General features: G+C 64.9%; 19 protein-coding genes. 11 read left to right on the top strand and 8 right to left on the bottom strand.

The genetic code is table 11. The features are described 5' to 3' along the window. Positions 1 to 66 precede the first annotated feature (66 nt). The gene (locus CH273_RS02380; protein WP_032396078.1) at positions 67 to 1875 is read left to right on the top strand and encodes a dynamin family protein; all 1809 of its coding nucleotides are present in this window, start codon (positions 67 to 69) and stop codon (positions 1873 to 1875) included. Continuing rightward, positions 1872 to 3332 carry a dynamin family protein gene (locus CH273_RS02375; RefSeq protein ID WP_032396077.1) on the top strand — a complete coding sequence of 487 codons (1461 nt, stop codon included), beginning with the start codon at positions 1872 to 1874 and terminating at the stop codon, positions 3330 to 3332. Before CH273_RS02380 ends, CH273_RS02375 begins: the two co-directional genes overlap by 4 nt. Position 3333: 1 nt before the next feature. On the opposite strand, the gene CH273_RS02370 is transcribed toward CH273_RS02375, so the two are convergent. The 3 genes from CH273_RS02370 to treS all read right to left on the bottom strand — a co-directional run bounded on the left by CH273_RS02370 (position 3334) and on the right by treS (position 10775). Further along, positions 3334 to 7920, bottom strand: a complete 4587-nt coding sequence (locus CH273_RS02370) for an EAL domain-containing protein (protein ID WP_032396076.1) — start codon at positions 7918 to 7920, stop codon at positions 3334 to 3336. 86 nt (positions 7921 to 8006) lie between these two features. Next, complete coding sequence (locus CH273_RS02365; RefSeq protein ID WP_032396075.1) at positions 8007 to 8555, bottom strand: hypothetical protein; 549 nt, start codon at positions 8553 to 8555, stop codon at positions 8007 to 8009. A gap of 39 nt (positions 8556 to 8594) precedes the next feature. After that, complete coding sequence (treS, locus tag CH273_RS02360) at positions 8595 to 10775, bottom strand: maltose alpha-D-glucosyltransferase (protein ID WP_032396074.1); 2181 nt, start codon at positions 10773 to 10775, stop codon at positions 8595 to 8597. A 297-nt stretch (positions 10776 to 11072) separates the two neighbouring features. On the opposite strand from treS, the gene CH273_RS02355 reads away from it, so the two are divergent. From CH273_RS02355 to CH273_RS02330, 6 genes are all read left to right on the top strand, one after another. After that, entirely contained in the window at positions 11073 to 11573 is a 501-nt protein-coding gene (locus CH273_RS02355) for a hypothetical protein (protein WP_032396073.1), read from the top strand. 304 nt (positions 11574 to 11877) lie between these two features. After that, entirely contained in the window at positions 11878 to 13722 is a 1845-nt protein-coding gene (gene dnaK / locus CH273_RS02350; protein ID WP_032376212.1) for a molecular chaperone DnaK, read from the top strand. Next, positions 13719 to 14351, top strand: a complete 633-nt coding sequence (gene grpE / locus CH273_RS02345; protein WP_032396072.1) for a nucleotide exchange factor GrpE — start codon at positions 13719 to 13721, stop codon at positions 14349 to 14351. Before dnaK ends, grpE begins: the two co-directional genes overlap by 4 nt. 31 nt (positions 14352 to 14382) lie before the next feature. After that, entirely contained in the window at positions 14383 to 15558 is a 1176-nt protein-coding gene (gene dnaJ / locus CH273_RS02340; protein ID WP_032396071.1) for a molecular chaperone DnaJ, read from the top strand. Then, on the top strand, positions 15558 to 15974 hold the full coding sequence (locus CH273_RS02335) for a heat shock protein transcriptional repressor HspR (protein ID WP_045196872.1): 417 nt from the start codon (positions 15558 to 15560) through the stop codon (positions 15972 to 15974). The genes dnaJ and CH273_RS02335 overlap by 1 nt, the downstream gene beginning before the upstream one ends. 591 nt (positions 15975 to 16565) lie before the next feature. Next, a complete protein-coding gene (locus CH273_RS02330; protein WP_032396070.1) occupies positions 16566 to 17327 on the top strand; it encodes an FAD-binding oxidoreductase in 762 nt (253 codons plus the stop codon). Between the two features lie 3 nt (positions 17328 to 17330). Here the strand turns inward: CH273_RS02330 and CH273_RS02325 are convergent, their stop codons facing one another. Together CH273_RS02325 and CH273_RS02320 are read right to left on the bottom strand one after the other, a co-directional pair. Then, complete coding sequence (locus CH273_RS02325) at positions 17331 to 17732, bottom strand: MarR family winged helix-turn-helix transcriptional regulator (protein ID WP_032396069.1); 402 nt, start codon at positions 17730 to 17732, stop codon at positions 17331 to 17333. Then, the gene (locus tag CH273_RS02320) at positions 17729 to 19144 is read right to left on the bottom strand and encodes an MFS transporter (RefSeq protein WP_032396360.1); all 1416 of its coding nucleotides are present in this window, start codon (positions 19142 to 19144) and stop codon (positions 17729 to 17731) included. Before CH273_RS02320 ends, CH273_RS02325 begins: the two co-directional genes overlap by 4 nt. A gap of 154 nt (positions 19145 to 19298) precedes the next feature. Between CH273_RS02320 and CH273_RS02315 the strand changes: the two genes are divergently transcribed. Beyond that, the gene (locus tag CH273_RS02315) at positions 19299 to 19529 is read left to right on the top strand and encodes a hypothetical protein (protein ID WP_032396068.1); all 231 of its coding nucleotides are present in this window, start codon (positions 19299 to 19301) and stop codon (positions 19527 to 19529) included. 1 nt (position 19530) lies between these two features. On the opposite strand, the gene rsgA is transcribed toward CH273_RS02315, so the two are convergent. From rsgA to CH273_RS27570, 3 genes are all read right to left on the bottom strand, one after another. Continuing rightward, complete coding sequence (gene rsgA, locus CH273_RS02310; RefSeq protein WP_032396067.1) at positions 19531 to 20547, bottom strand: ribosome small subunit-dependent GTPase A; 1017 nt, start codon at positions 20545 to 20547, stop codon at positions 19531 to 19533. A gap of 148 nt (positions 20548 to 20695) precedes the next feature. Beyond that, on the bottom strand, positions 20696 to 22144 hold the full coding sequence (locus tag CH273_RS02305; RefSeq protein WP_032396066.1) for an alpha,alpha-trehalose-phosphate synthase (UDP-forming): 1449 nt from the start codon (positions 22142 to 22144) through the stop codon (positions 20696 to 20698). A 51-nt stretch (positions 22145 to 22195) separates the two neighbouring features. Beyond that, positions 22196 to 22369 carry a hypothetical protein gene (locus CH273_RS27570; RefSeq protein WP_008710019.1) on the bottom strand — a complete coding sequence of 58 codons (174 nt, stop codon included), beginning with the start codon at positions 22367 to 22369 and terminating at the stop codon, positions 22196 to 22198. Between the two features lie 105 nt (positions 22370 to 22474). On the opposite strand from CH273_RS27570, the gene CH273_RS02300 reads away from it, so the two are divergent. Further along, complete coding sequence (locus CH273_RS02300) at positions 22475 to 24223, top strand: ABC transporter ATP-binding protein (RefSeq protein WP_179275405.1); 1749 nt, start codon at positions 22475 to 22477, stop codon at positions 24221 to 24223. After that, positions 24220 to 25968, top strand: a complete 1749-nt coding sequence (locus CH273_RS02295) for an ABC transporter ATP-binding protein (protein WP_032396065.1) — start codon at positions 24220 to 24222, stop codon at positions 25966 to 25968. The genes CH273_RS02300 and CH273_RS02295 overlap by 4 nt, the downstream gene beginning before the upstream one ends. The last annotated feature ends 56 nt before the right edge of the window (positions 25969 to 26024 follow it).

The raw sequence follows: 26024 nt of genomic DNA, 5'->3' as shown, positions 1-26024 counted from the left end.
GTTCCTGGGCGTCAGTGGAGCCCGGGTACCGCGGAAGTCGACGAGAACGGTTGTGAGCACGAGCGTATGGACGGGCAATCTACGGAGCTGGCAGAGCTGCTGAGCCGAACCGCGGCGGTGGCGACATCGGCGGGAAGATCCGACCTGGTGGATCGAGTCGAGGCGGCGCGCTCGCGAGTGCTGGATCCACGTCGACGCATCATCGTGGTCGGACCGCTCAAGCAGGGCAAGAGTCAGTTCGTGAATTCGCTGCTCAATCTGACGGTGTGCTCGGTCGGAGACGACGAGACCACCGCCATCCCGACCGTGGTGTCCAATGCCGAGAGCCTGTCCGCGCAGCTCGTACTCGCCGATCCGGGCAACGAACCGATTCGAGTCGATGTTCCGCCCGAGCAGATCACGACGGTCACCCCGTCGAGTCCGCTGGCCCAGGGCCGTGAGGTGTTGCGCCTGGACATCGGGGTGGCGAGCCCGTTGCTCGCCGACGGGTTGGTACTGGTCGACACTCCCGGAGTCGGTGGGCACACGAATCCTCACGCTGCAGGCACATTGGGTCTCATTCCGTCGGCCGACGCGGTGCTCGTCGTGTCCGATGCCTCGCGCGAATTCACCGAGCCGGAACTGTCCTTTCTCCGGCAGGTGCAGGGACTGTGCCCGGCCGTGGCGGTGCTGATCACCAAGATCGACCTGTATCCGCACTGGCGGCAGATCGTCGAGGCCAATCGTGGACACCTGGATCGCGCAGGCATCGACGTGCAGATGTTGCCGGTCTCGTCTCTGTTGCGTTCGCACGCACTGCGTTTGAACGACGAGGAACTCAACGCCGAGTCCGGTTTCCAGCAGCTCTACGCGTTTCTGCGGGACGACGTGGTGGCCCGGGCGGATGTGCTGGCGCGCTCCTCGGTCTCGCTCGATGTCCGTTCCGTCACCGAACATCTGACGCTCTCGTTCGGTAGTGAGCTTGCGGCACTGAAGGATCCGGAGCGGGCCGCCGCGGCCGTCGCCGGGCTGCAGCGCGCCAAGGCCGCCGCCGAGGAGCTGCACAAGCGGTCGTCGCAATGGCAGCAGACCCTCGGTGACGGTATCGCCGATCTCGCCTCCGACATCGATCACGATCTGCGCGACCGGTTGCGGCGCGTCACCCGGGAAGCGGAAGAGACCGTCGACGAGGGGGATCCGGGCAAGGATTGGCCGCAGCTCGGCGAGTGGCTCGAGGAGCAGATCGCCGCGTCGGTGGGCGACAACTTCGTCTGGGCTCACGAACGGGCACTGTGGCTTTCGGAGTTGGTGGCCGAACACTTCGCCTCGTCCGGAGCGGCAGCGTTGCCCGATCTGGATCTCGGTGATCTCGACAACGTCCTCGATCCCGTCTCGTCCCTGGCCGATCTGGAATCCGGTCGTATCGGAATCACCCAGAAGGTCCTGGTGGGAATGCGCGGGTCTTACGGCGGTGTGCTGATGTTCGGCCTGATCACCACGTTCGTCGGATTGAGTCTGCTCAACCCGATTTCGATCGGTGCGGGCGTACTGCTGGGCACCAAGGCGTACAAGGAGGACAAGGAGAACCGCGTCAAAGCGCGGCGGTCCGAGGCCAAGATCGCGATCAGGCGATTCACCGACGACGTCAGCTTCCAGGTGGGCAAGGAGTCCAAGGACCGGCTGCGGCAGATTCAGCGAGTCCTGCGTGATCACTTCACCTCGATCGCCGAGCAGACGCTGCGCTCGCTCAACGAGTCGTTGCGCTCGGCGCAGGAGGCCGCCGCTGCCGACAACACCGACCGTGCCGCTCGCATCGCCGCGCTGGAGAAGGACATGCGGGTGGTGGCCGAACTGAATTCTCGGGCAGTGTCTCTGGTCGAGGACGCTGCCGTATGAGCGTGGCGGCTCTCGCCCGGGCCCGCGACCTCATCTCTGCGGCACGATCGACGTACTCCGGTGATGCCGAAGCGTCCTGGATGCTCGACGAATGCCTGTACCGCCTGGACGAGCCGCTGCGGGTGGCCCTCGCGGGATCACTCAAGGCAGGTAAGTCCACGCTGCTGAATTCTCTCGTCGGCCAGGATATCGCCCCGACCGACGCCACCGAGTGCACGAAGGTCGTCACGTGGTACCGCAACGGCGTCACTCCCGCCGTCACGGCCTGGTACGACGGCGACCGAGCCGCGAACGTGCCGGTGCAACGGCGCGACGGGCGATTGACCTTCGACCTCGGGTCGTTGACGGCCGCACAGGTCGACCGACTCGACGTCGAATGGCCTGCAAGCGCTTTGGCACAGACGACGATCATCGACACCCCCGGTACCTCGTCTCTGTCGCGAGATGTGTCGGCACGCACGTTGGCGATGCTCACGCCCGAGAACTCGTCGTCGGGTGCGGACGCCGTCGTGTATCTGCTGCGCACTCTCAATGCGACCGACGTGTCGTTTCTCGGTCAGATCGGCGCGCACGTGGGCGGCGATTCGGGACCGCTCGGTGTGATCGGCGTCGTCTCGCGAGCCGACGAGGTGGGTTCGGGGCGGATGGACGCGATGATGTCGGCCAAGGAGGTCGCTGCGCGATTCGCGTCCGAACTCGAGGCCACCGGCCTGTGCCAGGCGGTGGTTCCGGTTGCAGGACTGCTCGCGCTCGGCGCGGAAACCCTGCGGCAGAACGAGTTCGCGGCCTTCGAGATGCTGGCGACGGTGCCCACCGAGGATCTGCAGTTGGCGATGCTCTCGGCCGACCGTTTCGTGCGCGCGGAGAGCACGCTCCCGGTCGATGCAGCGCTGCGGGCCAGCATCGTCGACCGGTTCGGGCTGTTCGGTATTCGGATGGCTGTGACGTTGATTCGGCTCGGGGTGCGCGATTCGCCGACGCTGGCTGCCGATCTGGTCGAGCGCAGTGGGCTCACCGAACTTCGGTCGGTGATCGACGTGCAGTTCGGTCAACGTGCCGACCAGCTGAAGTTGCATTCGGCTCTGGTTGCGCTGCAACGGATCCTGGAGTTCAGGCCGGAGTCTCACGCGCTTCGCACCGAGGCCGGCCGAATGCTCGCCGACGTGCACGGATTCGCCGAACTGCGTCTGCTCGGTCGATTGCGTTCCACCACACCGAAACTGCCCGACGGCGGACTGCTCGAGCTGCAGCGCATCATCGGTGGCTTCGGTATCGCTGCCACCGAGCGACTCGATCTGCCTCCCGATGCCGGACGAGCTCAGCAGCGCGACACCGCGCTGGCGGCCGTGCACAAGTGGCGCGCATTGTCCGAGCATCCACTGCTGGACCGGTTCACCTCGACCTCGTGCGCCACGGCGGCCCGCAGCGCCGAAGGAATACTCGCGTCTCTGGCCTGATCTATCGGGCCGAATCGGTCGCGGCGATCCGGTCGATCGCCTGGCGTAGCGGCATCGGTCGGGCAATGTGATATCCCTGCGCCATGTCCACGCCCAGTGTGCACACGTAGTCCCACATCTGTTGGCTCTCCACGCCTTCGACGACGGTTCGTGCATCGAGCGCTTTCGCCAGTCGCACAGCGGCATCGAGGATGGCTCGGCCGCGCGGGTGACTCGATGCTCGCTGAAGCAGAGATCGGTCGATCTTGATGACGTCCGGTTCGAGTCTGTCGAGCAGCTCGAGGTTCGAGTATCCGGTGCCGAAGTCGTCGATGCTGATCTTTGCGCCGAATCGTTTCAGTATGCCCAGGGTGTCTCGGGCTCGACCGTGCTCGTCGAGCAATGCCGATTCGGTGACTTCGATGACGAGCTTGTCGAACCCTCCTGGTGGTGCCCAGGTGATGAGACGGTCGATGACGTCGCGTTCGTCGAGTTCGATTCCGGAGAAATTCGCGGCCACCTGTGGGCGGGTCTCACCGAGCTCGTCTTCGAGTAGGTTCAGATCCGCATCGAGCAACGTGAGAACGATCTTTCCCAACGCCCGGAGATGGCCTGTCTGAGTGGCGTGGTCGATGAACTCCTGAGCGGGAACGACGACCCCGTTCCGTCGCCATCGGACCAGTGCCTCCAGCATCGTCACCCGGCCGGTGCTCACATCGACGATCGGCTGGTAGTGCAACTCGAAATCCTTGTTGCGGAACGCTTCTCCCAGCTCTTGGCGGATCGATGCCCGGTCGTCTGCGATTGCGTTCATGCTTGCAGCGAAGTACATGTGACGGTCACGGCCGCACTTCTTCGCTTCGTACATGGCCGTGTCGGCGTTGTGCAGCAGTGCGTCCGCAGTTGTGCCGTCGTCCGGACTCAGGGCGATACCGATCGATGCCGAGACGTACACCGTCGCGTCGACGAGGGTGATCGGGTTCCGTAAGTCCAGAAGAATTCTGTGCGTCAGAATCTCGAGGCTGTCCAGGTCCTCGCTTCGGGTCACGAGAACGGCGAATTCGTCGCCGCCGAGACGACCGACGATGTCGTGTCGACGTGCAGCCTGCTGCAGTCGTGCAGCAACCGTGCGCAGTACGACATCACCCGCACGATGCCCGAAGCGATCGTTGATCTCCTTGAAGTCGTCCAGGTCGATCCACAGTGCAGCGACTCTCGTGGTCCCGGAATCCAGGAGTTCGGCGAGGCGTGATCGAAAGAACTGCCTGGTGAGCAGACCGGTGTGTCGGTCGAACTGTTCCCGAGCGGCCAGGTCGGCGCTGATTTCGCGTATCCGTGAGGTGTCGTGAACGATTGCAACCGAATGCGGTCCGGCGGGCGAATCGGATTTCACCGGTACGGCACGGAATTCGATACTGATCGGATGCGAAGATCCATGTGCGTCGACGACCGTCCAGCTGTCGAACGCACCGTTGTTCGCCGGACCCGGTTCGATCTCGGGTGAAGGGGCCACGGCTCCGGCCCTTCGATCGATGAGCATCGACAGGCTCGTTCCGATCAATTCGTGTGGCTCGAATCGGGTGATGGCCGTGAAACCGGTGCTGATGGACAGTATCCGGTTCTCGCGATCGAGCACGACGATTCCGGCGGTGACCGTGCCGAAGAGTGCGTCGAGTACGGCGCTCCGCTCCGCTGCCTGGTCCTCGAAGACGCGGCGGTCGGTGACATCGACGGCGCTGCCGATGACCAGTCGGTCGGCGGGGTCGGTCGTACGGACCGTGTGGGCAACTTCTTCGATCCAGCGAATCGATCCGTCCGGACGGACGATGCGATACTCGCATGTCCAATCTTGTTCGGCAGCAGCAGAAACAGTGGCGACTCGGTCTCGGTCCTCCGGGTGCACGGTCGACAGAAGTAGCCGCGGCTCCGCCATGACCCTGTCGCGGTCGAGACCGTAGATGTCCTCGACGCGTGAGTTGACGAACGTCAGCGTGCCGGTGGCGTCGCGCTGCCAGACTATCTCGCGGATGGAGTCGGCAACGAGGTGAAAATTGCTCAGTGCGGCATCGCGAGCCCGCCTCGTGGCGCTGATCTCGCCGACATCGGTCACCACCACGATGACACCCCGCACGTCGCCGTCGGAACCCAGGTAGGGCTGGGTCTGCAGAAGGTAATCGGCGTTGGCGCTGCTGATTTCGCGTATGCGCGACTGGCGATGGTCGAGTGTCGCGTTGAGGTCCTCTTCGAGGCCGGGGATCTCGACCGTGGAGGGAATGGCTGTGAGCGGTCGGCCTCGGTCCGCGTCGATCAACGAGAACAAGCGAACGGCGAGGGGAGTGAAGCGGGTGACGCGCAGTTCGCGGTCGATGATGATCAGTCCGCTGGTGAGCGACGACTGAATGTTGGTGAGATCGGAGTTGGCCTGTTGCGCCTCGTTGGTGCGCGCTTGGAGTTCTTGGTTGAGGGTCGTCAGCTCCTCGTTGGTCGCTTCGAGTTCCTCGTTGGCGGCCTGGGCTTCTTCGGTGGTGGCCTGTAATTCCTCCGAGGATGCCTGCAGCTCTTCGTTCATCGCCTGCAGTTCTTCGTTCGAAGATCCGAGGTCGGCGACGATGGCCTCCAGCGCCCGCTGCGTGGAGTCGAGCTGTGCATTCATGTCCAGGACGGGTGTGGACGAATCCACCGTTCCGTGCGTGGGCGCAGACTCCTCGGCGCGGAACGACACGACAGTCCGGGTCGTGAACTTCGTCGATACCCGAGCGCCCGTGATGCGCACGCGATGGGCCTCGCCGGCCACCAATTCCACAGTTGTGGAATCGGTTTGACGCAGTCGACTGAGTAGCGTCCGCACCGTGAGGCGATAGGGTTCCCGGATGATCTCGGCCACCGCCCCGGTCTGTCTACCCTCGCCGACCGTGCACCATCGTGAGACGTCGCCGATCACCTCGATCAGTACATCGCGGTCGTCGACGATCAGCATCGGAGCCGAGGTGATCTGGAGTATGCGGCGGTATGGGAGTTCGGTGTCGGCGCGAGTCGGGCCTGTGCCGCTCGGGAAATTGGCCCCGCCGGCCGGTGGAGCTTGAAGGCGTCGAGTCATGGCGATGGACGGCAGGCGGCTCGAGTCGCCCCGCCGGTAGATTCGGTGTGTGTAGTCGACCGCGGTGAACACGGCATCGACATTGGAGATTCGCTCCGACAAGCCGAGGACGACGAGCCCGTCCGGCACCAGGGCGTAGTGGCACAGATCCATCACCCGTGCCTGCAGGCGCGGCTCGAAATAGATGAGTGTGTTGCGGAGCGAGATCAGGTGCACCCGAGGAAACGGCGGGTCGTACGCCACATTGTGGCGAGCGATGATCATGCACTCGCGCAGTTCCGGGACGACGGCCCATCCGGCGGTGGACTGATACATCCATCGGTCACGAAGCCGTTGTGGAACGGCCTCGACCTCGGTGGCGCGGTACTGGCCTCGCCGCGCGACGGTCAGCGCAGCGTCGTCGAGGTCGGTCGCGAACACCTTCAATCTGCTGCTCAGCCCACTCCTGTTCTCGACACCATCGAGAGCATCGGCAGCCAACATCGCAATCGTGTAAGCCTCTTCTCCCGTTGCACATCCGGGTATCCACAGGCGGAGGGGTTCGTGAGCCGCCAGCGAACGGACCACGGTCTTCAACCGCAGTCCGACGCTCTCCCACACTGCTCCGTCGCGGAAGAACGAGGTGACACTGACGAGAATCGCTCGTGCGAGTGCACCGGCTTCGGCGGTGTCGTCCGCCAGCGAGGCGGCATACTCGGCCACCGAGATCCCTTTACCGTGTCGACGACGCTCGATCTGTCGACTCAACGTCGAACGCTTATAGCCCGAGTAGTCGATACCGGTGGCCAGGCGCAGGCACTCGACGATCGTCGCCAGATCTGCCGCGTCCGGATCCGGGGTGTCGGTCGAGACCTCCGACCGGGGTCGGTCGTCCGCTGTCCCGTCCGTTGTGGGACCGGTCTTCTCGTCCGCAGGGCGCGCCGATCGTCCGAACAACAGGTCGTGTAGTTCGGTGCCGATGGACTCGGCAGGAGCGGTCAGATTCACCGACCCGGTGTCGAGGGTGGAGGTGGGCATCTGCTCGAAGGCCGCGGTCGTCGGGTCCTGGACTGCAACGACCCCGCCGCCGTCGCGGATCGCGGTCGCCCCGGCGGCACCGTCACCGCCGCTGCCGGACAGGACCACGCCCACGGCGTCGGGGCCGAATTCCGAGGCCAACGACTGCAGCAACCGATCGATGTTCGGCCATGGTCGCTTGTGTGGACTGGGTTGCGGAAGTCGTATCGAGTCCTTCGCGACCACGATGTCCGAGCCGGGAGGCCCCACGTAGACGACCCCCGGTTCGAGCTTCGCTCCCTCCACGGCGGCCACCACTGCCATCGTCGTGTGGTGCGAGAGAAGTTCCACCAGGGCACTGTCCTGATTCGGAGCTCGGTGCTGAGCTACGACGAAACACCAGGAAGCGGCGGCCGGAGCTCCGGAGAGGAACTTGGCGACCGCGTCCAGTCCACCGGCCGAACTGCCGACTCCGACCACCCGCAATCTGGGATGGCCATCGTTTCCGTCAACCATCGGCAGGCACCTTCCTGGACGTGGGCACTCACTCAACCACACGATGACCGGTACCGTGTGTTCTTCGGACGCGCGGACGCGACTCGTCAGCGCCGGGGTGCGAGCGCGACGAGGGTGGTGGCCGCGGAGGTACCCGCGACGACGAACGGCCCCCAGTGCAGGACGCCACCGAGCAACGCGGGAGCGTCGGAGACGAACGTCGAGAACGTGATCGATGCACCGACGGTCAGGATTCCGACCGCGCCCATCAGGACCTTCGACGACGTCGCTGCATTGCGCAGTAGATTCAGTGCGACGAAACCGAGCAGCACGAGCACAGCCGCGGCGGCCCCACTGGACAGCAGCGTGGCCGAGGCAGTGTTGCGGACGTCGGCCGCACTTGCTGTCGAATCTTGTTGCGCTACTGCAGTTTCGACGCCGGAGAGCACAGGCTCCCAGTTCAGGGCGACCGCGGCGGCCAACGCGAGAATCAGTGCCGCTGTCAGTGCCCACAGCGCATTCGCGACCTTCGGCAGTACCGAGGAAGTGGGCTCCTGCCGTGGCCGCAGCGGTTCGACGGCGACATCGGGCCGCGGTGGTTGCGGACGGGGAGGGCGGGGCCTCCGCGATGTCGGGTCGTTCTGTTCATCGGCCACGCGCAGGAGTCTATCCGTCGGCGGTGACGGGCCGCTGTCTCAGCGCAGCACCACCGGCACACCCTCGTACGGACGCAGGGTCATCGGGAAGCTGTTCAGCTCGTCAACGGTGGCGATCTCGTTGTCGTCGAAGACATCGACCGCGCAGGTACCGGGCACCAGGTGCTTGGACTGGATGGTGGCACTGATCTCCTCTGACGAGAAGTTGAGTACCGTCGCTTGGATGGTTCCCTGGCTGAGCTCGTGCACCATGACCAGCAGGCCCTTGTGCGAGACCGTCGGAATGTCGATCTGCTGAGCGGTTGCGATTCCGAACCGCTTGCGCAACTCGATGATTCGCGCCAACTGGCGGGCGAACGACTGTGGGTCGGCCAGCTGCTCGGGGAGCGAGCCGTACAGGCTGCGCCCGCGGGGAATCCCCGACTCCGAGCGCACGGCTTCGGGGAAGTACCCCATCAGATCGTGTGCACCACGGTTGAGCCACCGAGTGTCACCTTCGCGGATGAGGTCGTCGACCTCCTCGGCGTCGATGGGCAGAATGCCGAGCAGATCCCAGCCCGACAGGGCGAACACGCCCGGCTGCAACGCGTTGTACATCGCCAACAGCAGGTGGGCCCGCTTGACGGTGTCGATGTCTCGCTCGTCCATGCGGTCCAGATCGCGGATGCCCAGCGATGCGGTGATCACGCTCGCTGTGGTGCAGGCGATTCCGTTGGTGGTGAACGTTCGGTTGTACGGTGCCCACCGTCCGGTGAGTCGATCGGTCAGCTCACCGCGAATACGGTCGCCCAGATCGCTGCCCTTGACCGCCTCGCCGCCGTAGGTGAACTCGTCCTCGGCGTGCAGGGTGGCGAAGTGGATGAGCTCGAACGTCATCTCGTCGTGGTTCTGCAACGCGTGCACCAGAGACGCCGTGTCGACGCCGTGATCGCGGGCCAAAGTCATGGTGAGCCTGAGGAATTCGGTGTTCCCCATGACGAGGGCATGCTGATATGCCGGGCGGTTGATGAAGTCGTACGACAGATCGGCTCCGTTGGCACCCATGGCCTTGATGTCGTCGATGGTCAGGTTCAGCTCCTGGAAGGTGAACCCGCCCATCTTGCGCACCACGCTGGCGATCAGGTGGTTCGCTGCCTCGGACAGTGGATGGCCCTCGGACCAGCCCGGTCCCTCGGCTCGACGCTCCACACCGAGAAAACCGTTGGCGTCCAACCGCAGTGCGCCTGCACCCAGATCGGCGATGGAATGGCATGCGTCGCCGATCACCAGTCGCATTCCGGCGAAGGAGGGATCGAGCCAGTTGATCGACGGCTGACCGGCCTTGAAGTAGTGCAGGTACACCCAGCGACGTTCGACGCCGTCGATACCGACGACGGGAGGTGTTGCGCTCCAGTTGGTTTCCTTCACGCCGAGCTCGTAGAAGATGACACGCTGCAGCTGACCGATGATGTATCCGGCGCGGGCGAGATTGGCCTCGGCCTCGGCGTCGATGTTCTGAGAATCGGCACCGGCCCGCACTCGCGGCAGCAGATGCCAGTCCTGCGGTTCGATCTCGACCATGTGGTAGATGCCGGGGTAGTCGGCCACGGCCATCTCGGCGAGTCTGAAGTCCGCGCCCTTGCCGGTGTGGCCGGGAACGATGTCGTCGATCACGATGCCGTCGTACGCCGAGGCCACCACGCACAGGCGTCGGAACTCTTCTTCCGATCCGAATGCGGGGTCGATCTGCATGCCGATCCGGTCGAAGTGTCCGTCGACCGAGGGGGTCGGACGCCAACCGTGGATACCGCCTGCCACCTTCACCGGGCCGGTATGCACTGCGGTGACACCGATTTCGGAGAACGCCTGCCACAGCTTCTCGTCGCCGAGAGTGCTCAGGAAACTCGTCTGTGGGGCGTTGATCACCGAGATGGGGTACGCGGTGAACCACACCGGTGCGCGCTCGACGGCGGCGCGCGGATCGGGGTCGGCATACGGGTTCTGCCACATGCTGCCCTTGCCCGAGAGTTGCTCGGCGATCAACTTGGCATCGCGCAGCATCGACTGTTCGGTGAGCCAGTCCACGTACTCGGGGTTCGACGCCACCGGTTCGCTGTCGGGAGTGGGGCTGTTGCTTCGGTTGGCGCGACGCACCGAGGGTCGAAGTGGTTTCGGCCGAGCCGGATAGAACTTCTCGTCGTAGGTGATCTCGCTCGGTTCGTGCTGCACTTCGGGATCCATGTGCCTCCGTAGCCTCGCTTTTCCTCAACCCTACGTAGGGCGCGGCCGATCCGCAGGGTTGTGGTTCCCCTGATCGGTGAGCGGTGAAACCTGGCTCGCCGACCGGTGAAACCTACGCCGAACTACACGGGTGTGATTCGTCAGGGGCCCTTTGCTTCGATATGCGAATGTCATCGAATCGAGACCGCCTGGTGTGGAATGTCTGATTCGGATAGGCCATAGTGAGTCAGGTACCAACTGACCCATCTGTCACATCAGACTCATGAGTCACATCCCCCTCAGCTACAGGAGTTGTTCATGCGACGTCTTGCCCGCACATCGATCCTGGCCTCGACGGCCGCTCTGGCCGCCGCCATCGGTGCGGTCGCCCTCGCACCGGCAGCATCGGCCGAACCGGCACCCGAACCCGTCGGCCCGCTCGGCTCGGTGGTGCTCGAAAGCCCGGACCTGGTGGTGACCATGGCCGCCGTCTGCGACACCACGGTCGAGGACGCACCCGAGGGTGGTGTCGTCGCACTGCAGGTCAAGGTCGACAACGTCGGCGCGGACGACGCCTCGAACATCAACGTCAACTACGGCGCACTGCCGGGCGTGCAGGGTCAGAACACCGAGGCGACCATCGAGGCAGGCGAAGCGGCCACGTACACCGTGCCCTCGGTCGATCGTGAATGGATCGCTCGTCCCGCCGGTGCCGCGGCATTCGCCAGTGCACTCGATGCGAACTTCCTCGACAACATCACCGGTGGCCTGCTCAGCCACAGCTGCATTCCCGCACCGGCCGAGGAGCCTGCCGAGTAATTCCTTCCGCAACAGCTTTCTCCCCGCTGCGCCGCGACGATCCTTGCTGATCGTCGCGGCGTACTGCTGTGGAGGGGCTTCGCCCCATGTGAGTAGAAGTTCGTAGCAGGCACCGAATTTCCATGCACGTGCGGCGCAGCCGCTCCCTCGGGAACAAATTCGCCACACCCTCCGTTGTGCAGGTCAGCAGCCTTGAGTGGATGAGGCTCAAGTTGGAAGTTGACGCAACAGATCGCGTTATGCAAACTTGAGTGGAGTTCGCTCACCCAGGGACTGAATCCACGCAATAACAGGAGGAAACATTATGGCTCGTGCGGTCGGTATCGACCTCGGGACCACCAACTCGGTCGTGTCCGTCCTCGAGGGCGGCGAACCGGTTGTCGTCGCCAACTCCGAGGGATCACGCACCACCCCGTCGATCGTCGCTTTCGCCAAGAACGGTGAAGTGCTGGTCGGCCAGCCCGCGAAGAACCAGGCGGTCACCAACGTCGATCGCACGATTCGTTCCGTGAAGCGCCACGTCGGCACGGACTGGACCGTGGAGATCGACGGTAAGAAGTACACCCCTCAGGAGATCTCCGCGCGCACGCTGCAGAAGCTCAAGCGCGACGCCGAGGCATACCTGGGTGAGGAAATCACCGACGCGGTCATCACCGTTCCCGCGTACTTCGAGGACGCACAGCGTCAGGCCACGAAGGAAGCCGGCCAGATCGCCGGTCTCAACGTCCTGCGCATCGTCAACGAGCCCACCGCGGCAGCTCTCGCATACGGCCTGGACAAGGGCGACAGCGAGCAGACCATTCTCGTGTTCGACCTCGGTGGCGGCACGTTCGACGTCTCGCTCCTGGAAATCGGCGACGGCGTCGTCGAGGTCCGTGCGACGTCCGGCGACAACCACCTCGGTGGCGACGACTGGGACGAGCGCATCGTGACCTGGCTCGTCGACAAGTTCAAGGCTCAGAACGGCATCGATCTGACCAAGGACAAGATGGCGCTGCAGCGTCTGCGTGAGGCCGCCGAGAAGGCGAAGATCGAACTGTCCTCCGGGCAGAGCACCTCGATCAACCTCCCGTACATCACGGTCGACGGCGACAAGAACCCGCTGTTCCTCGACGAGCAGCTCAGCCGCTCGGAGTTCCAGAAGATCACCTCCGACCTGCTCGACCGCACCCGCGCGCCGTTCCAGGCAGTGGTCAAGGACTCCGGCATCGCCGTCAAGGACATCGACCACGTCGTGCTCGTCGGTGGTTCGACGCGTATGCCCGCCGTCTCCGAGCTGGTCAAGGAACTCTCCGGTGGACGCGAGCCCAACAAGGGCGTCAACCCGGACGAGGTCGTGGCCGTCGGTGCTGCACTGCAGGCCGGTGTGCTCAAGGGTGAGGTCAAGGACGTTCTGCTCCTCGACGTCACGCCGCTGTCCCTCGGCATCGAGACCAAGGGTGGCGTGATGACCAAGCTCATCGAGCGCAACACCACCATCCCGACGAAGCGTTCCGAGACCTTCACCACCGCTGACGACAATCAGCCCTCGGTGCAGATCCAGGTCTTCCAGGGTGAGCGCGAGATCGCCTCGCACAACAAGCTCCTCGGCTCCTTCGAGCTGACCGAGCTGCCGCCGGCTCCTCGCGGCGTCCCGCAGATCGAGGTCACCTTCGACATCGACGCCAACGGCATCGTGCACGTCACGGCCAAGGACAAGGGCACCGGCAAGGAGAACACGATCAAGATCCAGGACGGCTCCGGCCTGTCCAAGGAAGAGATCGACCGCATGGTCGCCGACGCGGAAGCTCACGCAGACGAGGACAAGGCTCGTCGCGAAGAGGCCGAGGTTCGCAACCAGGCCGAGTCCCTCGTCCACCAGACGGAGAAGTTCGTCAAGGACAACGAGGACAAGGTCGACGCCGAGCTCAAGGGACGCGTCGAAACCGCCATCGCCGACGCCAAGACGGCTCTCGCGGGCAGCGACATCTCGGCAGTCAAGACCGCCGTGGAGAAGCTCTCGACCGAGTCGCAGGCTCTCGGCACCGCCATCTACGAGGCTCAGGCCAAGGAGCAGGGCGGCGCAGAGGGTGGCGCGCAGGCCGCTGACGACGGTGTTGTCGACGCAGAGGTTGTCGACGAGCCCGCCGACGACACGGACAAGAAGTGACGTCGGAGAACACCGAGCAAGAACCGGTCACTTTCGTGGACAAGCGAAAGATCGATCCCGAGACCGGTGAAGTACGGGAAGGTGACGCAGTTCCGGAGCCCCTCGTGGGCACCGGGGCTGCGCCCCAGCCCGACTCGGTGGACGAAGGGACCGTCGACGGTGACGTAGTCGAAGACCCGCGTGACACGCAGGTTGCCGAACTCACCGCCGATCTGCAGCGCGTCTCGGCGGAGTACGCCAACTACCGGCGTCGCACCGACCGAGAGAAGCAGACCGGAGCGGAGAACGCGAAGGCGTCCGTCGTCTCGCAGCTTCTTCCGGTTCTCGACGACCTCGAGCGAGCCCGCCAGCACGGCGATCTCGAAACCGGACCGCTCAAGGCAGTGGCAGACAAGTTGGCAGGGGTGTTCTCGAACATCGGCCTGACCACCTTCGGGGCCGAGGGCGACGCCTTCGACCCGGCCATCCACGAGGCCGTCTCTCACGAGGGCGACGGCAGCAGTCCCGTCGTCGGGACGCTGATGCGTCCGGGCTACAAGCTCGGCGAACGCGTTCTGCGGACCGCGATGGTCGGCGTGGTGGACAGCGCAGCACAAGAATCGGATGCACCTGCGTCCGACGAGCAGTAAACAGAAATAGCGCGAGAGGAGGAAACGCCCGGTGAGCCAGCGGGAGTGGATCGAGAAGGACTTCTACAAGGAGCTGGGCGTTTCCTCCAGCGCGACTGCAGAAGAAATCAAGAAGGCGTACCGAAAGTTGGCTCGGGACAACCACCCCGACGCCAATCCCGGCAACGCCTCGGCCGAGAACAAGTTCAAGGCGGTCAGTGAGGCGCATGCCGTCCTTGCCGACCCGGCCAAGCGCAAGGAATACGACGAAGCACGACGACTGTTCGCCTCGGGCGGATTCGGTAGCCGCGGTGGCGGTGGATTCTCGCCCGGTGCAGGCGGATTCGGCGGTGGAGGCCAGACCTTCGACGTCGGCGACATCTTCGGTCAGGGCGGCGGCGACGGCGGAATCGGCGACCTGTTCGGCGGCCTGTTCAATCGCGGCGGCGCGCAGCAGCGCACCCAGAGCAACCGGCCCCGACGCGGCAGCGACGTCGAGACCGAGACCTCGCTGCAGTTCCGTGAAGCGGCACAGGGCGTTACGGTCCCCTTGAAGCTGACCAGCCCGTCCTCGTGCACCACCTGCCACGGCAGCGGCGCGAAGCCCGGAACCAGCCCGCGGGTGTGCCCCCGATGCAACGGCCAAGGCGTCGTCAACAGAAACCAAGGCGCGTTCGGCTTCAGTGAGCCGTGCGACGACTGCCGCGGAAGCGGATCCATCATCGACGACCCGTGCGCCGACTGCCGCGGAACCGGAGTGCAGAACCGCACCCGCACCATCACCGTGCGAGTCCCGGCCGGCATCAGCGACGGCCAGAAGGTGCGACTCGCCGGTCAGGGCGAAGCGGGACTGCGCGGTGCACCGTCGGGCGACCTGTTCGTGACGGTTCGGGTCAAGCCCGACAAGGTATTCGGCCGCAGCGGCGACGACCTGACGGTGACCGTTCCGGTGAGCTACGGCGAACTGGTGCTCGGTACCACGCTGTCGGTGCCCACCCTCGAGGGTCGCGTCGGCGTGAAGGTTCCACCGGGAACCGTCGACGGCCGAGTGCTGCGCGTGCGCGGTCGCGGCGTCCCGAAGAAATCCGGTACCGGCGATCTGATGGTGACCGTCAAAGTTGCCGTCCCGCAAAAACTGGACGATGCTGCCACCGACGCTCTGAAGACTTATCTGGAAGCCGAGAAGGCCAGCGGATTCGACCCGCGGGCCGGGTGGGCAGGTGTGTGATGTCGGTCCCTCCCGAGGGTGGATCCGCGAAAGCCGGTGGCGGTCAAGCTGATCCCGACGCCCAGGTCTTCGTGATCTCGGTGGCGGCACAGCTGGCCGGCATGCACGCGCAGACGCTGCGCACCTACGATCGACTCGGTTTGGTCACCCCCCACCGCACCACCGGCGGTGGGCGCCGCTACTCGCCGCGTGATGTCGCGCTGCTTCGTGAAGTACAGCGACTCTCGCAGGACGAAGGCGTCAACCTCGCCGGTATCAAGCGCATCATCGAGCTGACCAATCAGGTCGAGGCATTACAGGCTCGGGTTTCCGAGTTGGCTCAGGATTTGGCCAACGTGCACGCCAGTTATCGACGCGACCTGGTGCCGATCCAGCGCAACGCCCTCGTGGTCTGGAAGCCACGCCACCAGCGTTAGATTCGCTTCACGTTTCTCCCGCTCATTTCTTCGCAAACGCGCGCGCCCTTGTCAGGTGCGCGCAGTTTCGGCCCCGTCTGTTCGCAAACGCGCGCGCTTTTGTCGGGTGCGCGCAGTTTTGCCGGTAATTCGGTCGCCATTTCGCGCGCGTTCAGCGAATGCGCGCGCGTTTGCGGTGGCGAGTGGTGCTGAGGGAGCGAACCTGGGCGGGGCTGGGCTGTGCGGGTCGGGCTCGGTTCACGGGGGCTGCGTTGTGGGTGTCTCGGGCGCATCTCCTCGCAAACGCGCGCGCTTTTGTCGGGTGCACGCAGTTTTGCCGGTGATTCGGTCGCCATTTCGCGCGCGTTCAGCGAATGCGCGCGCGTTTGCGGTGGCGAGTGGTGCTGAGGGAGCGAGCTTGGGCTGGGCTGTGCGGGTCGGGATCGGTTCACGGGGGCTGCGTTGGGTGTCTCGGGCGCACCTCCTCGCAAACGCGCGCGCTCTTGTCGGGTGCGCGCAGTTTTGCCGGTGATGTGGTCGCCATTTCGCGCGCGTTCAGCGAATGCGCGCGCGTTTGCGAGACACCCGGCACCGACCCCTATTCTGGTCGGCATGCAGGCGTGGAGTTCGACGGTCGTTCAGTATCACCGTCTTCGGAACGATCTCGCCGTGATCAGACTCGAGGGCGACGCGGTGCCGTTTCGGGCGGGCCAGTCGGTGTCGGTCACGGTTCCTCAGAACACTGCTCTGACGCGGCGGTACTCACCTGCGTTGCCGCCTTCTCGAGACGGCAAGCTGGAATTCCATGTTCGAGCCGTGCCTGCCGGTTGGGTGAGCGGATCGATCGTCAACGAGACGCGGCCCGGTCATGTGTGGCAGATCAGCGATCCGCAGGGTGGTCTCCATGTCGACGATTCGGGGCGCGATGTGGTCATGATCGCGGGTGGGACCGGTCTCGCTCCGTTGCGGGCGATTCTGCTGGACCTCACACGTCGCGAGCAGCCGCCGAACGTGACGCTCTTCGTCGGCGGTAAGTCGCCTCGTGATCTGTATGCGGGCGACATGCTGTGGCTGATGGCAGCGGAGTTCCGGTGGTTGACAGTGGTACCCGTGGTCGATCAGTTGCACGAGCCGTGGGCGTCGGATCGATGGAACGACCGCATTCATGCCGAGATCGGTTCCAGCGCATCATTTTTCGAGCCGGAGCATTGCTGGGAGGGCAGTGTGGCCGACGTCGTCGCAACGCAGGGGCCGTTCCCGGATCGCCAGATCCTGGTCTGCGGCTCACCGGGTATGGAAGCAGCGACCATGCGCGCGCTCGTCGAAATCGGCACCCCACTCGACACCATCCGCCGCTCGAGCACTGTCCTCTGAACATCAGGGCAGTTGCAGAATCCGACGTAGGTGCGCCAGATCTTCGGCAGAGACTGTCGTGAATTCCGGTGGCGGGGCGTCGGCGATCGCTCGGGCTTTCTCGGCGAGGAGACGTCCGGTAACGGTGAGCCCGATGATGCGGCGTCGGCGATCCTCGGGATCTTCGGTACGCAGAACCAGCTCGCGCTTCTCGAGTTCGCGGACGTTGAGCGAGACGTACGGCGCGTCGGAGGCGAGGATCTCGGCCAGCTCGGTGATCGTCCGATCGCCGGTGAGCAACTTGGTCAGCAGCTTTGCTCGCAGGAAACTCATCCCGGTGGCGTCGGCGACGGCTCTTCGGGTGTCGTGCTTCTCGAGCATCAGTGCGCGCATCTCGCGCCAGACGTGTGCTGCATCGCCGGTCATACGAGCACCGGTTGGTCGATTCGATCGGCGGTTGCGCGTGCCCATCGGCCAGTGGTGACCACTGCGAGCGCGGTGACGATCACGCCTGCGCCTGCGATGACGAACCAGGCAGGAACCGCGGCGGCGGTGAAGCCATCGGAGATCTCGCCGACGATGCTCGCCGTGACGATGGATCCAACGACGGCCACGCCGAGCGACTGGCCCACCTGCCTGCTCGTCGATGCGATGGCCGATGCCACTCCGGCCTGGCTGCGTGGCATTCCGGACACCGCGGTGTTGGTGATCGGGGCGTTGACCATGCCGAAGGATATTCCGAAGATCACGTATGCGACGGCCAGCCATGCGAACGACGTCGTCGGAGTCAGTCGGGTGAGCATCAGTGCCGAGGCCACGAAGCCGACTCCGGCGACGAGCAGCGGAATGCGCGCTCCGAGGGTGCCGACGATGCGACCGGAGATCGGCGCGAAGATCAAGGTCATCAACGCCATCGGCAGGGTGTAGAGACCGGCGTGCAGTGGTGAGTATCCGCGCACGTCCTGCAGGTAGAGGGTGTTGAGGAACAGGAATCCGCCGAGGGATGCGAACGCGCACACGGCGATCACCGTCGCTCCGCTGAAGGGTGCGCTCCTGAAGAACTTCAGTTGGATGAGCGGTTCCTCGATCCGCGACTCGACCACCAGCAGTCCGACGAGAGAGCCGACGGCGACGGCACCGGTGAACACGATCAGCGGGGATCCCCAACCCTTCGCGGGACCTTCGATGATGGTGAACACGAGGGACGCGAGGAACGCGAAGATGAGGAACTGGCCTGCAGGGTCGAATTTGCGTGAGTGTTCGGCTTTGGATTCCGGGACGAACTTCAGTGTCATCGCCAGCGCGAAGATTCCGATCGGAACGTTGATCCAGAAGATCGACTGCCAACCGGCACCGGTGACGAGGACTCCGCCGAGGGCGGGGCCGGCCGACATCGAGATGCCGACGACGGCACCCCACATGCCGATCGCTCCTGCGCGTTCTTTCGGATCGGTGAAGGTGTTGGTGATGATCGACATCGCGACAGGGTTCATCATCGAGCCGCCGATTGCCTGGAGCATGCGGAAGGCGACGAGCCAGCCGAGCGACGGTGCGATGCTGCACAGCAGGGAGCCGAGGACGAACGTTCCGGTGCCGATCAGGAAGAAGCGCTTGCGGCCGTACTTGTCGGCCATCGAGCCGCCGAGCATCAACAGCGATGCCACGACCAGCGTGTATGCGTCGATGATCCACTGCAGACCCGAGACCGATGCGTTCAGATCCGCGCGCATCGACGGCAGCGCGACGTTGACGATCGTGTTGTCGGTGCTGACGAGGAACAGGCTCAGGCAGCAGATGCCGAGCACGAGATACCGGTGTCGTCGAGTCAACTCGCCCACGTTCACCTCCGCGATAATGCTTGTATATCTACAACTATTACATGAGTACTCCTAAATTGTTCGACGAGCAAGTGAGATGCGGGCCAGGCAGGCCCGATAGGGTGTGTGTCACAGACTTGCTCGAACCCGATTGCTCGCTGAATGGAGAACAACAGTGGCTTCCGAGATCGCACCAGGCGACCTGGTTCAGGCGTCCGGGCATGCCGGCCCGTGGAAGGTGCTCGAGATCCGTCAGGGTCTGGCGTTGCTCGAGCATCACGACGGTCATCGGTTGTCGGTACGCACCACCACGGTCGAGGTGGTGCGCAAGGCGTCGAACAGTGAAGGTTCGGCTCGGCAGGCCGAGACGGAGACCGACAGCCCCTCACTGTTCGACGAGAGCTGACCTACCGCCCTCTACCGTCGACTGCGTACTTCTGGCGCAGCGACGTCGAGATCTGCTTGTACTCACGCAGCTTCTCGCTGCGTGCTCGTGCATCGTGCCTGGAGGTGGCCCAGGCGTTCTCCCGCAACAGCTTTCGGTAGTTGCTTAACCGTCTCTCGGTGAGCTCGCCCGCGTCGACGGCGGCTAGTACCGCGCACCCGGGTTCGCGTTCGTGCGCGCAGTCAGCGAATCGACACGACGCGGCGAGTTCGTTGATGTCGGAGAAGGCACTCGCCACAGCGTCTTCCGATCCTTGGACGCCCACCGAACGTAGTCCAGGCGTGTCGAGCAGCACCAGTTCTCTCTCCGGGATGGGCACCAATTCCCGATGCACCGTCGTGTGCCTGCCTTTGCCGTCGCCCTCGCGGGTCGACCCGGTGGCGAGAACCGCACCGCCCAACAGAGCGTTGCCGAGTGTCGACTTGCCCGATCCCGACGGGCCGATCAGGGCGACCGTGCCGCGCAGATGTGCTGCCAGCGAATCGATTCCGCCGTCCGATACTGCACTGGTGCTGCACACGGTGACGCCCGGCGCGGCGGACGACAACACTTCTTCGGCGACGCTTCCGCTGTCGGTCTTGGTTATCGCGAGGACGGGAACAGCGCCGCTGCCCCAGGCAAGGGTGATGTAGCGCTCGACGCGACCGAGGTCGAGGTCGGTGTCCGACGCGACCGTGACGACGACGGTATCGACGTTGGCTGCGAGAACCTGTGTGTCGGATGTGGTTCCGGCGGAGGCGCGTTCGACGGCCGTGCGGCGGGGCAGGATGGCGATCAGCCGGAACGATTCTCCGTCGAGTGCCACCCAATCCCCGGTGCAGACGGCACCGCCCGTACATCGAGCGATTCCGTTCTCGGTGGCGGCGTCGAATCCGCCGCGGTCGACGCGAACTACGCGGGCGAGAACTGCGTCCTGAGAATGCTTTTCGAACTCATCGAGCCAGTGCCGATCGAGGCCGTAGTGAAGTAGAGAGGACATGCGAGGGTTCCTTCGGAGAGGAGTGACGTGGGCTCGGGTGTGCGCTCGTCCAGGTGGCCACGATGCCCACCTCCTCACTGTTGGAATACACAAAAAGAAACCGTCGACGGCAAAGTTACAGCCGTCGACGGTTCGAAGGAAAGCGAATTTATCGGGTGAGGTTGGTGCCCTCCGCCGGCGCTGCGAGCGCGGTCAGGAAGGAGCGGGCCCAGCGATCGACGTCGTGGGCGAGAACCTGCCTGCGCATGGCGCGCATGTGACGCTTGCCCGACTCCGGGTCCTGCTCGAGGGCTCCGATGATCGCGTCCTTCACGCTGTCGAGGTCGTGCGGGTTGCACAGGTATGCCTGTCGCAATTCGGCTGCGGCACCGGTGAATTCACTGAGTACCAGTGCGCCACCGAGATCGCTGCGGCAGGCCACGTACTCCTTGGCGACCAGGTTCATGCCGTCGCGCAGTGGCGTGACCAGCATGACGTCGGCGGCGACGAAGTAGGCCAGCAGGTCGTCGCGGGGGATGGGCCGGTGCAGGTAGTGCACCACGGGGTGGCCCACCTGGCCGTACTCGCCGTTGATGCGGCCCACCTGCTGCTCGATCTCACCGCGCATGGCGACATAGCTCTCGACGCGCTCACGGCTGGGCGTCGCCAACTGCACGATGACGTTCTCGGCCGGATCGACGCGGCCCTCTTCGAGCAGTTCGCGGAACGCGTTGAGCCGAACGTCGATTCCCTTGGTGTAGTCGAGGCGATCGACGCCGAGCATGATGCGCTTGGGGTTGCCCAGGTCCTTGCGCAGTTGCTTGGCCCGATCACGGACGGCCTTGGAGCGAGACTTGGTGTCGAGGTCACCGGAATCGATGGAGATCGGAAACGCGCCGACTCGCACGGTCCGGAAGCCGACCTGCACGACGCCCAACTTCGACCGCACTCCGACGGTTCCGCGGGACGTGGTTCCCCCGGCGAGGCGTCGGGCAAGGTAGAGGAAGTTCTGGGCACCGCCGGACAGGTGGAACCCGATGAGGTCCGCACCGAGCAGTCCTTCGACGATCTCGGTGCGCCACGGCATCTGCATGAACAGCTCGATCGGCGGGAACGGGATGTGCAGAAAGAATCCGATGGTCAGGTCGGGGCGCAGCATCCGCAGCATCTTCGGGACGAGCTGGAGCTGGTAGTCCTGAATCCAGACCGTCGCCCCCTGTGCCGCGGCCTCGGATGTCTTCTCGGCGAAGCGACGGTTCACCTCGACGTAGGCGTTCCACCAGTCGCGGTCGTACTCCGGCTTGACGATGACGTCGTGGTAGAGCGGCCACAGTGTCGCGTTGGAGAAGCCCTCGTAGTACTGGGTGTACTCCTTCTCGCTGATCGGCACCGGCCGCAGCTGCAGGTCGTCCTCGACGAACGGCTCGACGTCGACGTCCGAGACGCCGACCCACCCCACCCACGCGCCCTTGTTGGCACGCAGAATCGGTTCGAGAGCGGTGACCAACCCGCCAGGGCTTCGCTTCCATCGTGTGCTCCCGTCCGGGAGCTTTTCCAGATCGACCGGCAACCGGTTGGCTACGACGACAAAATCCGAACCCTGCGAGGCGTCAGCCACAACTGTCCAATCCGCTTGTAGATCCTTGGGTAAACAGTCCTGCGAAGAGCGTCAGTCGGTCTTCGCTACGGGATCTATACCCAACATCGACAGCAACATGCGGCACTCGTCGGCATCGGTCGCGTAGGCCGCGACGACGCGCTGAGCCTGGCTGGCCGTCTCGTATTCGAGTGGGACGATGTCTTCGTCGGCGATGTCGTTGTCGGTGGAGGTCTTGGCAGGCATGGTGTTCTCCGTACTCTCTGCTGGGCTTACATGGTGTTCGCTGGTCCCGACTCTATGTAAATGTGGCACCCCATCGCCAGTTCCCGATGCCCTAGGCTGCAGCAAATGACCGTTTCTGTGCCGCTCCGCCGTGCTCGGACAGTGGTGGAGGTGCCCTCTCCGGCCACCGGCTCCGCAATTCTGCGTCGCACCGTTCGACGGCATCGCACCCGCCTGATCGTCTCGTCGCTGCTGTTCGGGGTGCATCAACTGTGCGAAACGATGGTCCCGGTGGCGATCGGACTGATCGTCTCGCGGGCCATCGACACCGGTGATGTGACCGCGATGGTGCTCTCGTTGGTCGGTCTGGCGGCCTTGTTCGTCACCCTGTCGTACGCGTGGCGGATCGGTGCCCGCATCATCGTGGTCGCCATCGAGCGGGAGGCGCACCTGGTGCGCGTGGAGGTCGCCGGTCGCGTCCTCGATCCGCGGGGTGTGCGTACCGAGTTGTCGGCGGGCGAGTTGCTGACGGTCTCGACGTCCGACGCCGAGAAGGAGTCCTGGATTCTCGATCTGATCGCACGGGTCTTCGCGTCCGCGGTGGCGGTCGTCGCGTCCGCCGTCGCGCTGATCGTGATCGACGTTCCGCTCGGTCTCGCCGTCGTCATCGGGACACCGGTCATCCTCATCGCGCTGCAACGACTCGCTCCGTTGCTGACCCGTGCTGCCACCGCGCAGCAGGCCGAGGTGGCCGGGGTGTCGGGTATGGCAACCGATCTGGTCAGCGGTGTCCGGCCGCTTCGCGGAATCGGTGCCGAAGATGCCGCGACGCAGCGATTCGTGACATCGAGTCGAACAGCGTTGGCTGCGACTCTGAAGCTCGCTCGCGCGAACAACGTCTATCAGGGCCTGTCGGCAACGGTCAACGCGTTGCTGGCCGTCGGGATCGCCGGTACCGCCGGGTGGTTCGCGCTGCAGGGCCGGATCTCGGTCGGTGAGTTGATCACCGTCATCGGCCTCGCTCAGTTCGTCATCGAACCTCTCACCGGATTGTCGAAGATCCCCGGCGTGGTGGCGATGGTGCGCGGATCCGCCGATCGGCTCGCCCTCGTACTCGGTGCGGAACACGTTCTACCGCAGTCCGAGTCAACGGTTCCGGTAGAGACAGATCTTGCCGTCGACGACGTTCGGTTCCGATCGCTCGACGGTCTCACGTTCCGCACCGAACCGGGCGAGATGCTCGGCGTGGTCACGTACCGGCCGCAGGACGGGGAAGCGCTCGCTACGCTGCTGTCCGGTCAGATCTCCGACGCCGACTACACCGGATCGGTTCGTATCGGCGGTATTTCGGCGGGAGAGATCGATCTTCGACGCGCCCGAGAGACCGTGCTCGTCGAACCCCACATCACCGACCTGTTCGCGGGAACCGTCCGCAGCAATGTCACCGCAGGCCGGGAGCGGCCCGACGCCGAACTCGACGTCGTGCTGCACGCCTCCGCGGCCACCGATGTCGTCGAATTGCACGAGGCCGGTCTCGATCACGCCGTCACCGACCGCGGAGCCAGCCTGTCGGGCGGCCAACGCCAGCGAGTGGCGTTGGCGCGCGCACTGTCGGTCGACGCCCCGGTCCTGGTGCTGCACGACCCCACCACGGCCGTCGACGCCGTCACCGAGCACGCCATCGCCCGCGGCATCGCCGAACTTCGACATACCGAACGAGGCTCGCAGACAACGATCCTCATCACCACGAGCCCCGCGTTGCTGTCGGTGACCCATCGCGTTCTCGTCGTCGACGACGGTCGCGTCGTCGCCGAGGGCACGCACCACCATCTCGCGTCCTCGGACGCGCAGTACAAGGACGCGGTGCTGCGATGACCACCCCCGAACTTCTTCCCATCGCCACAGGTGCTCGCTCCGGTCGGTGGCTGCTGGAACAGCTGCGTCTGCGGAAAGTTCGCACCGCGGTGACGCTGCTGCTCGGCGCGGTTGCCGCGGCCATGTCGCTGGTGCCTGTCTACGTGCTGGGTGTTCTGGTCGACCGTGTTCGCGACGGTGCCGACACCTCGACGATCATCGGTGTCGTCGTCGTGATCTCGGTGGCCGCGGTGATCGGCGGCATCGTCACCGGTTTCAGCGGCTATCTCATCAGCACTCTCGGTGAGGGCATTCTGGCGTCGCTGCGCGAGGCCGTCGTGCGCCGCGCGCTGCATCTGCCCGTTGCGACGTTGGAGCGAGTGGGCAAGGGCGACTTGCTCTCCCGAGTGGGCGACGACGTCGCTGTGATGGCCAAGTCGATCGGTGAGGTGATCCCACAGCTCGTCGGCGCGATCCTGCTCGTGTGTCTGAGCATGATCACGATGCTCGGCATCGATTGGCGGCTCGGCCTGGCGGGGCTCGTCGCGCTGCCGATGTACGTCCTCGCGCTGCGGTGGTATCTGCCGCGCTCGGCGCCGAAGTACGCGGCCGAACGCGTCGCGATGGGGGAGCGAGCACAGTCGTTCGTCAGCAGCATGCAGGGCGCGAAAACCGTTCGTGCGTACGGACTCGAGTCGGCGCACCTGAGCGAGATCGACCGAGCGTCGGCGAAGGCCCGAGACATCGGCGTCGACGTGTTCCGCCTGTTCACCCGCTTCGGATCTCGGAGCAACCGCGCCGAGTGCGTCGGACTGTCGGTGATCCTGCTGGCCGGATTCCTGCTCGTACGAGGCGATTACGTCACCGTCGGCGAGACGACGGCCGCAGCGCTGCTGTTCCATCGCCTGTTCAATCCGATCGGCACCCTGCTGTTCACGTTCGACGACATCCAGTCCGCCGGTGCGTCGTTGGCGCGTCTGGTCGGCGTCATCGACATCCCCGATGAGCGACCCGTCGGCGACGGTTCCGTGCCCGCCGACGCCACCTTGGACGTCACCGATCTGCGGCACGAGTACGAGTCCGGGCACGAGGTGCTGCACGGGGTGAACCTGAAGGTCGGTGACGGCGAGACCGTCGCACTCGTCGGATCCACCGGTGCAGGCAAATCCACGATCGCAGCGATCGCGGCCGGTTCCATGGCGTCGACGGCAGGGACGGTTCGTGTCGGCGGAGCATCACTGGATGCGCTGGGCAGCGACGGGTTACGACGACATGTGGCGATCGTCAGTCAGGAGGTCCACGTGTTCGCCGGCCGATTGATCGACGACGTGCGGCTCGCCGCACCGGCTGCCGGTCGCGGCGACGTCGAAGCCGCGCTGCGTACCGTCGGAGCGTGGGGGTGGGTCGAGGCGCTCGAGAACGGACTCGACACCGCCGTCGGTGAGGGCGGGCACCAGTTGACCGCGGCACAATCGCAGCAATTGGCCTTGGCGCGTTTGGTTCTCGCCGATCCCGCCGTCGCGGTGCTGGACGAGGCCACCGCGGAAGCCGGCAGTTCCGGTGCTCGCGATCTCGAGGCCGCCGCCGAGGCGGCCACGAAGGGACGCAGCACGTTGATCGTCGCGCATCGCCTGACGCAGGCCGCTGCGGCCGACCGCGTGGTGGTGTTGGAGCACGGCCGGATTCTGGAGCAGGGTCCGCACGAGGAGCTGGTCGCGGCCGGTGGACGATACGCACAGTTGTGGGAGGCGTGGCAAGGCCGCTGATCGATATAGGGATTTGCCTAAAGCTATTAGTTTTGGTTACGGTGTCCTCGAATCGA

The sequence above is a fragment of the Rhodococcus sp. 05-339-2 genome, assembly GCF_002258965.1.
Lineage (GTDB): Bacteria > Actinomycetota > Actinomycetes > Mycobacteriales > Mycobacteriaceae > Rhodococcoides.
This window is presented reverse-complemented; position numbering and strand designations above follow the sequence as displayed.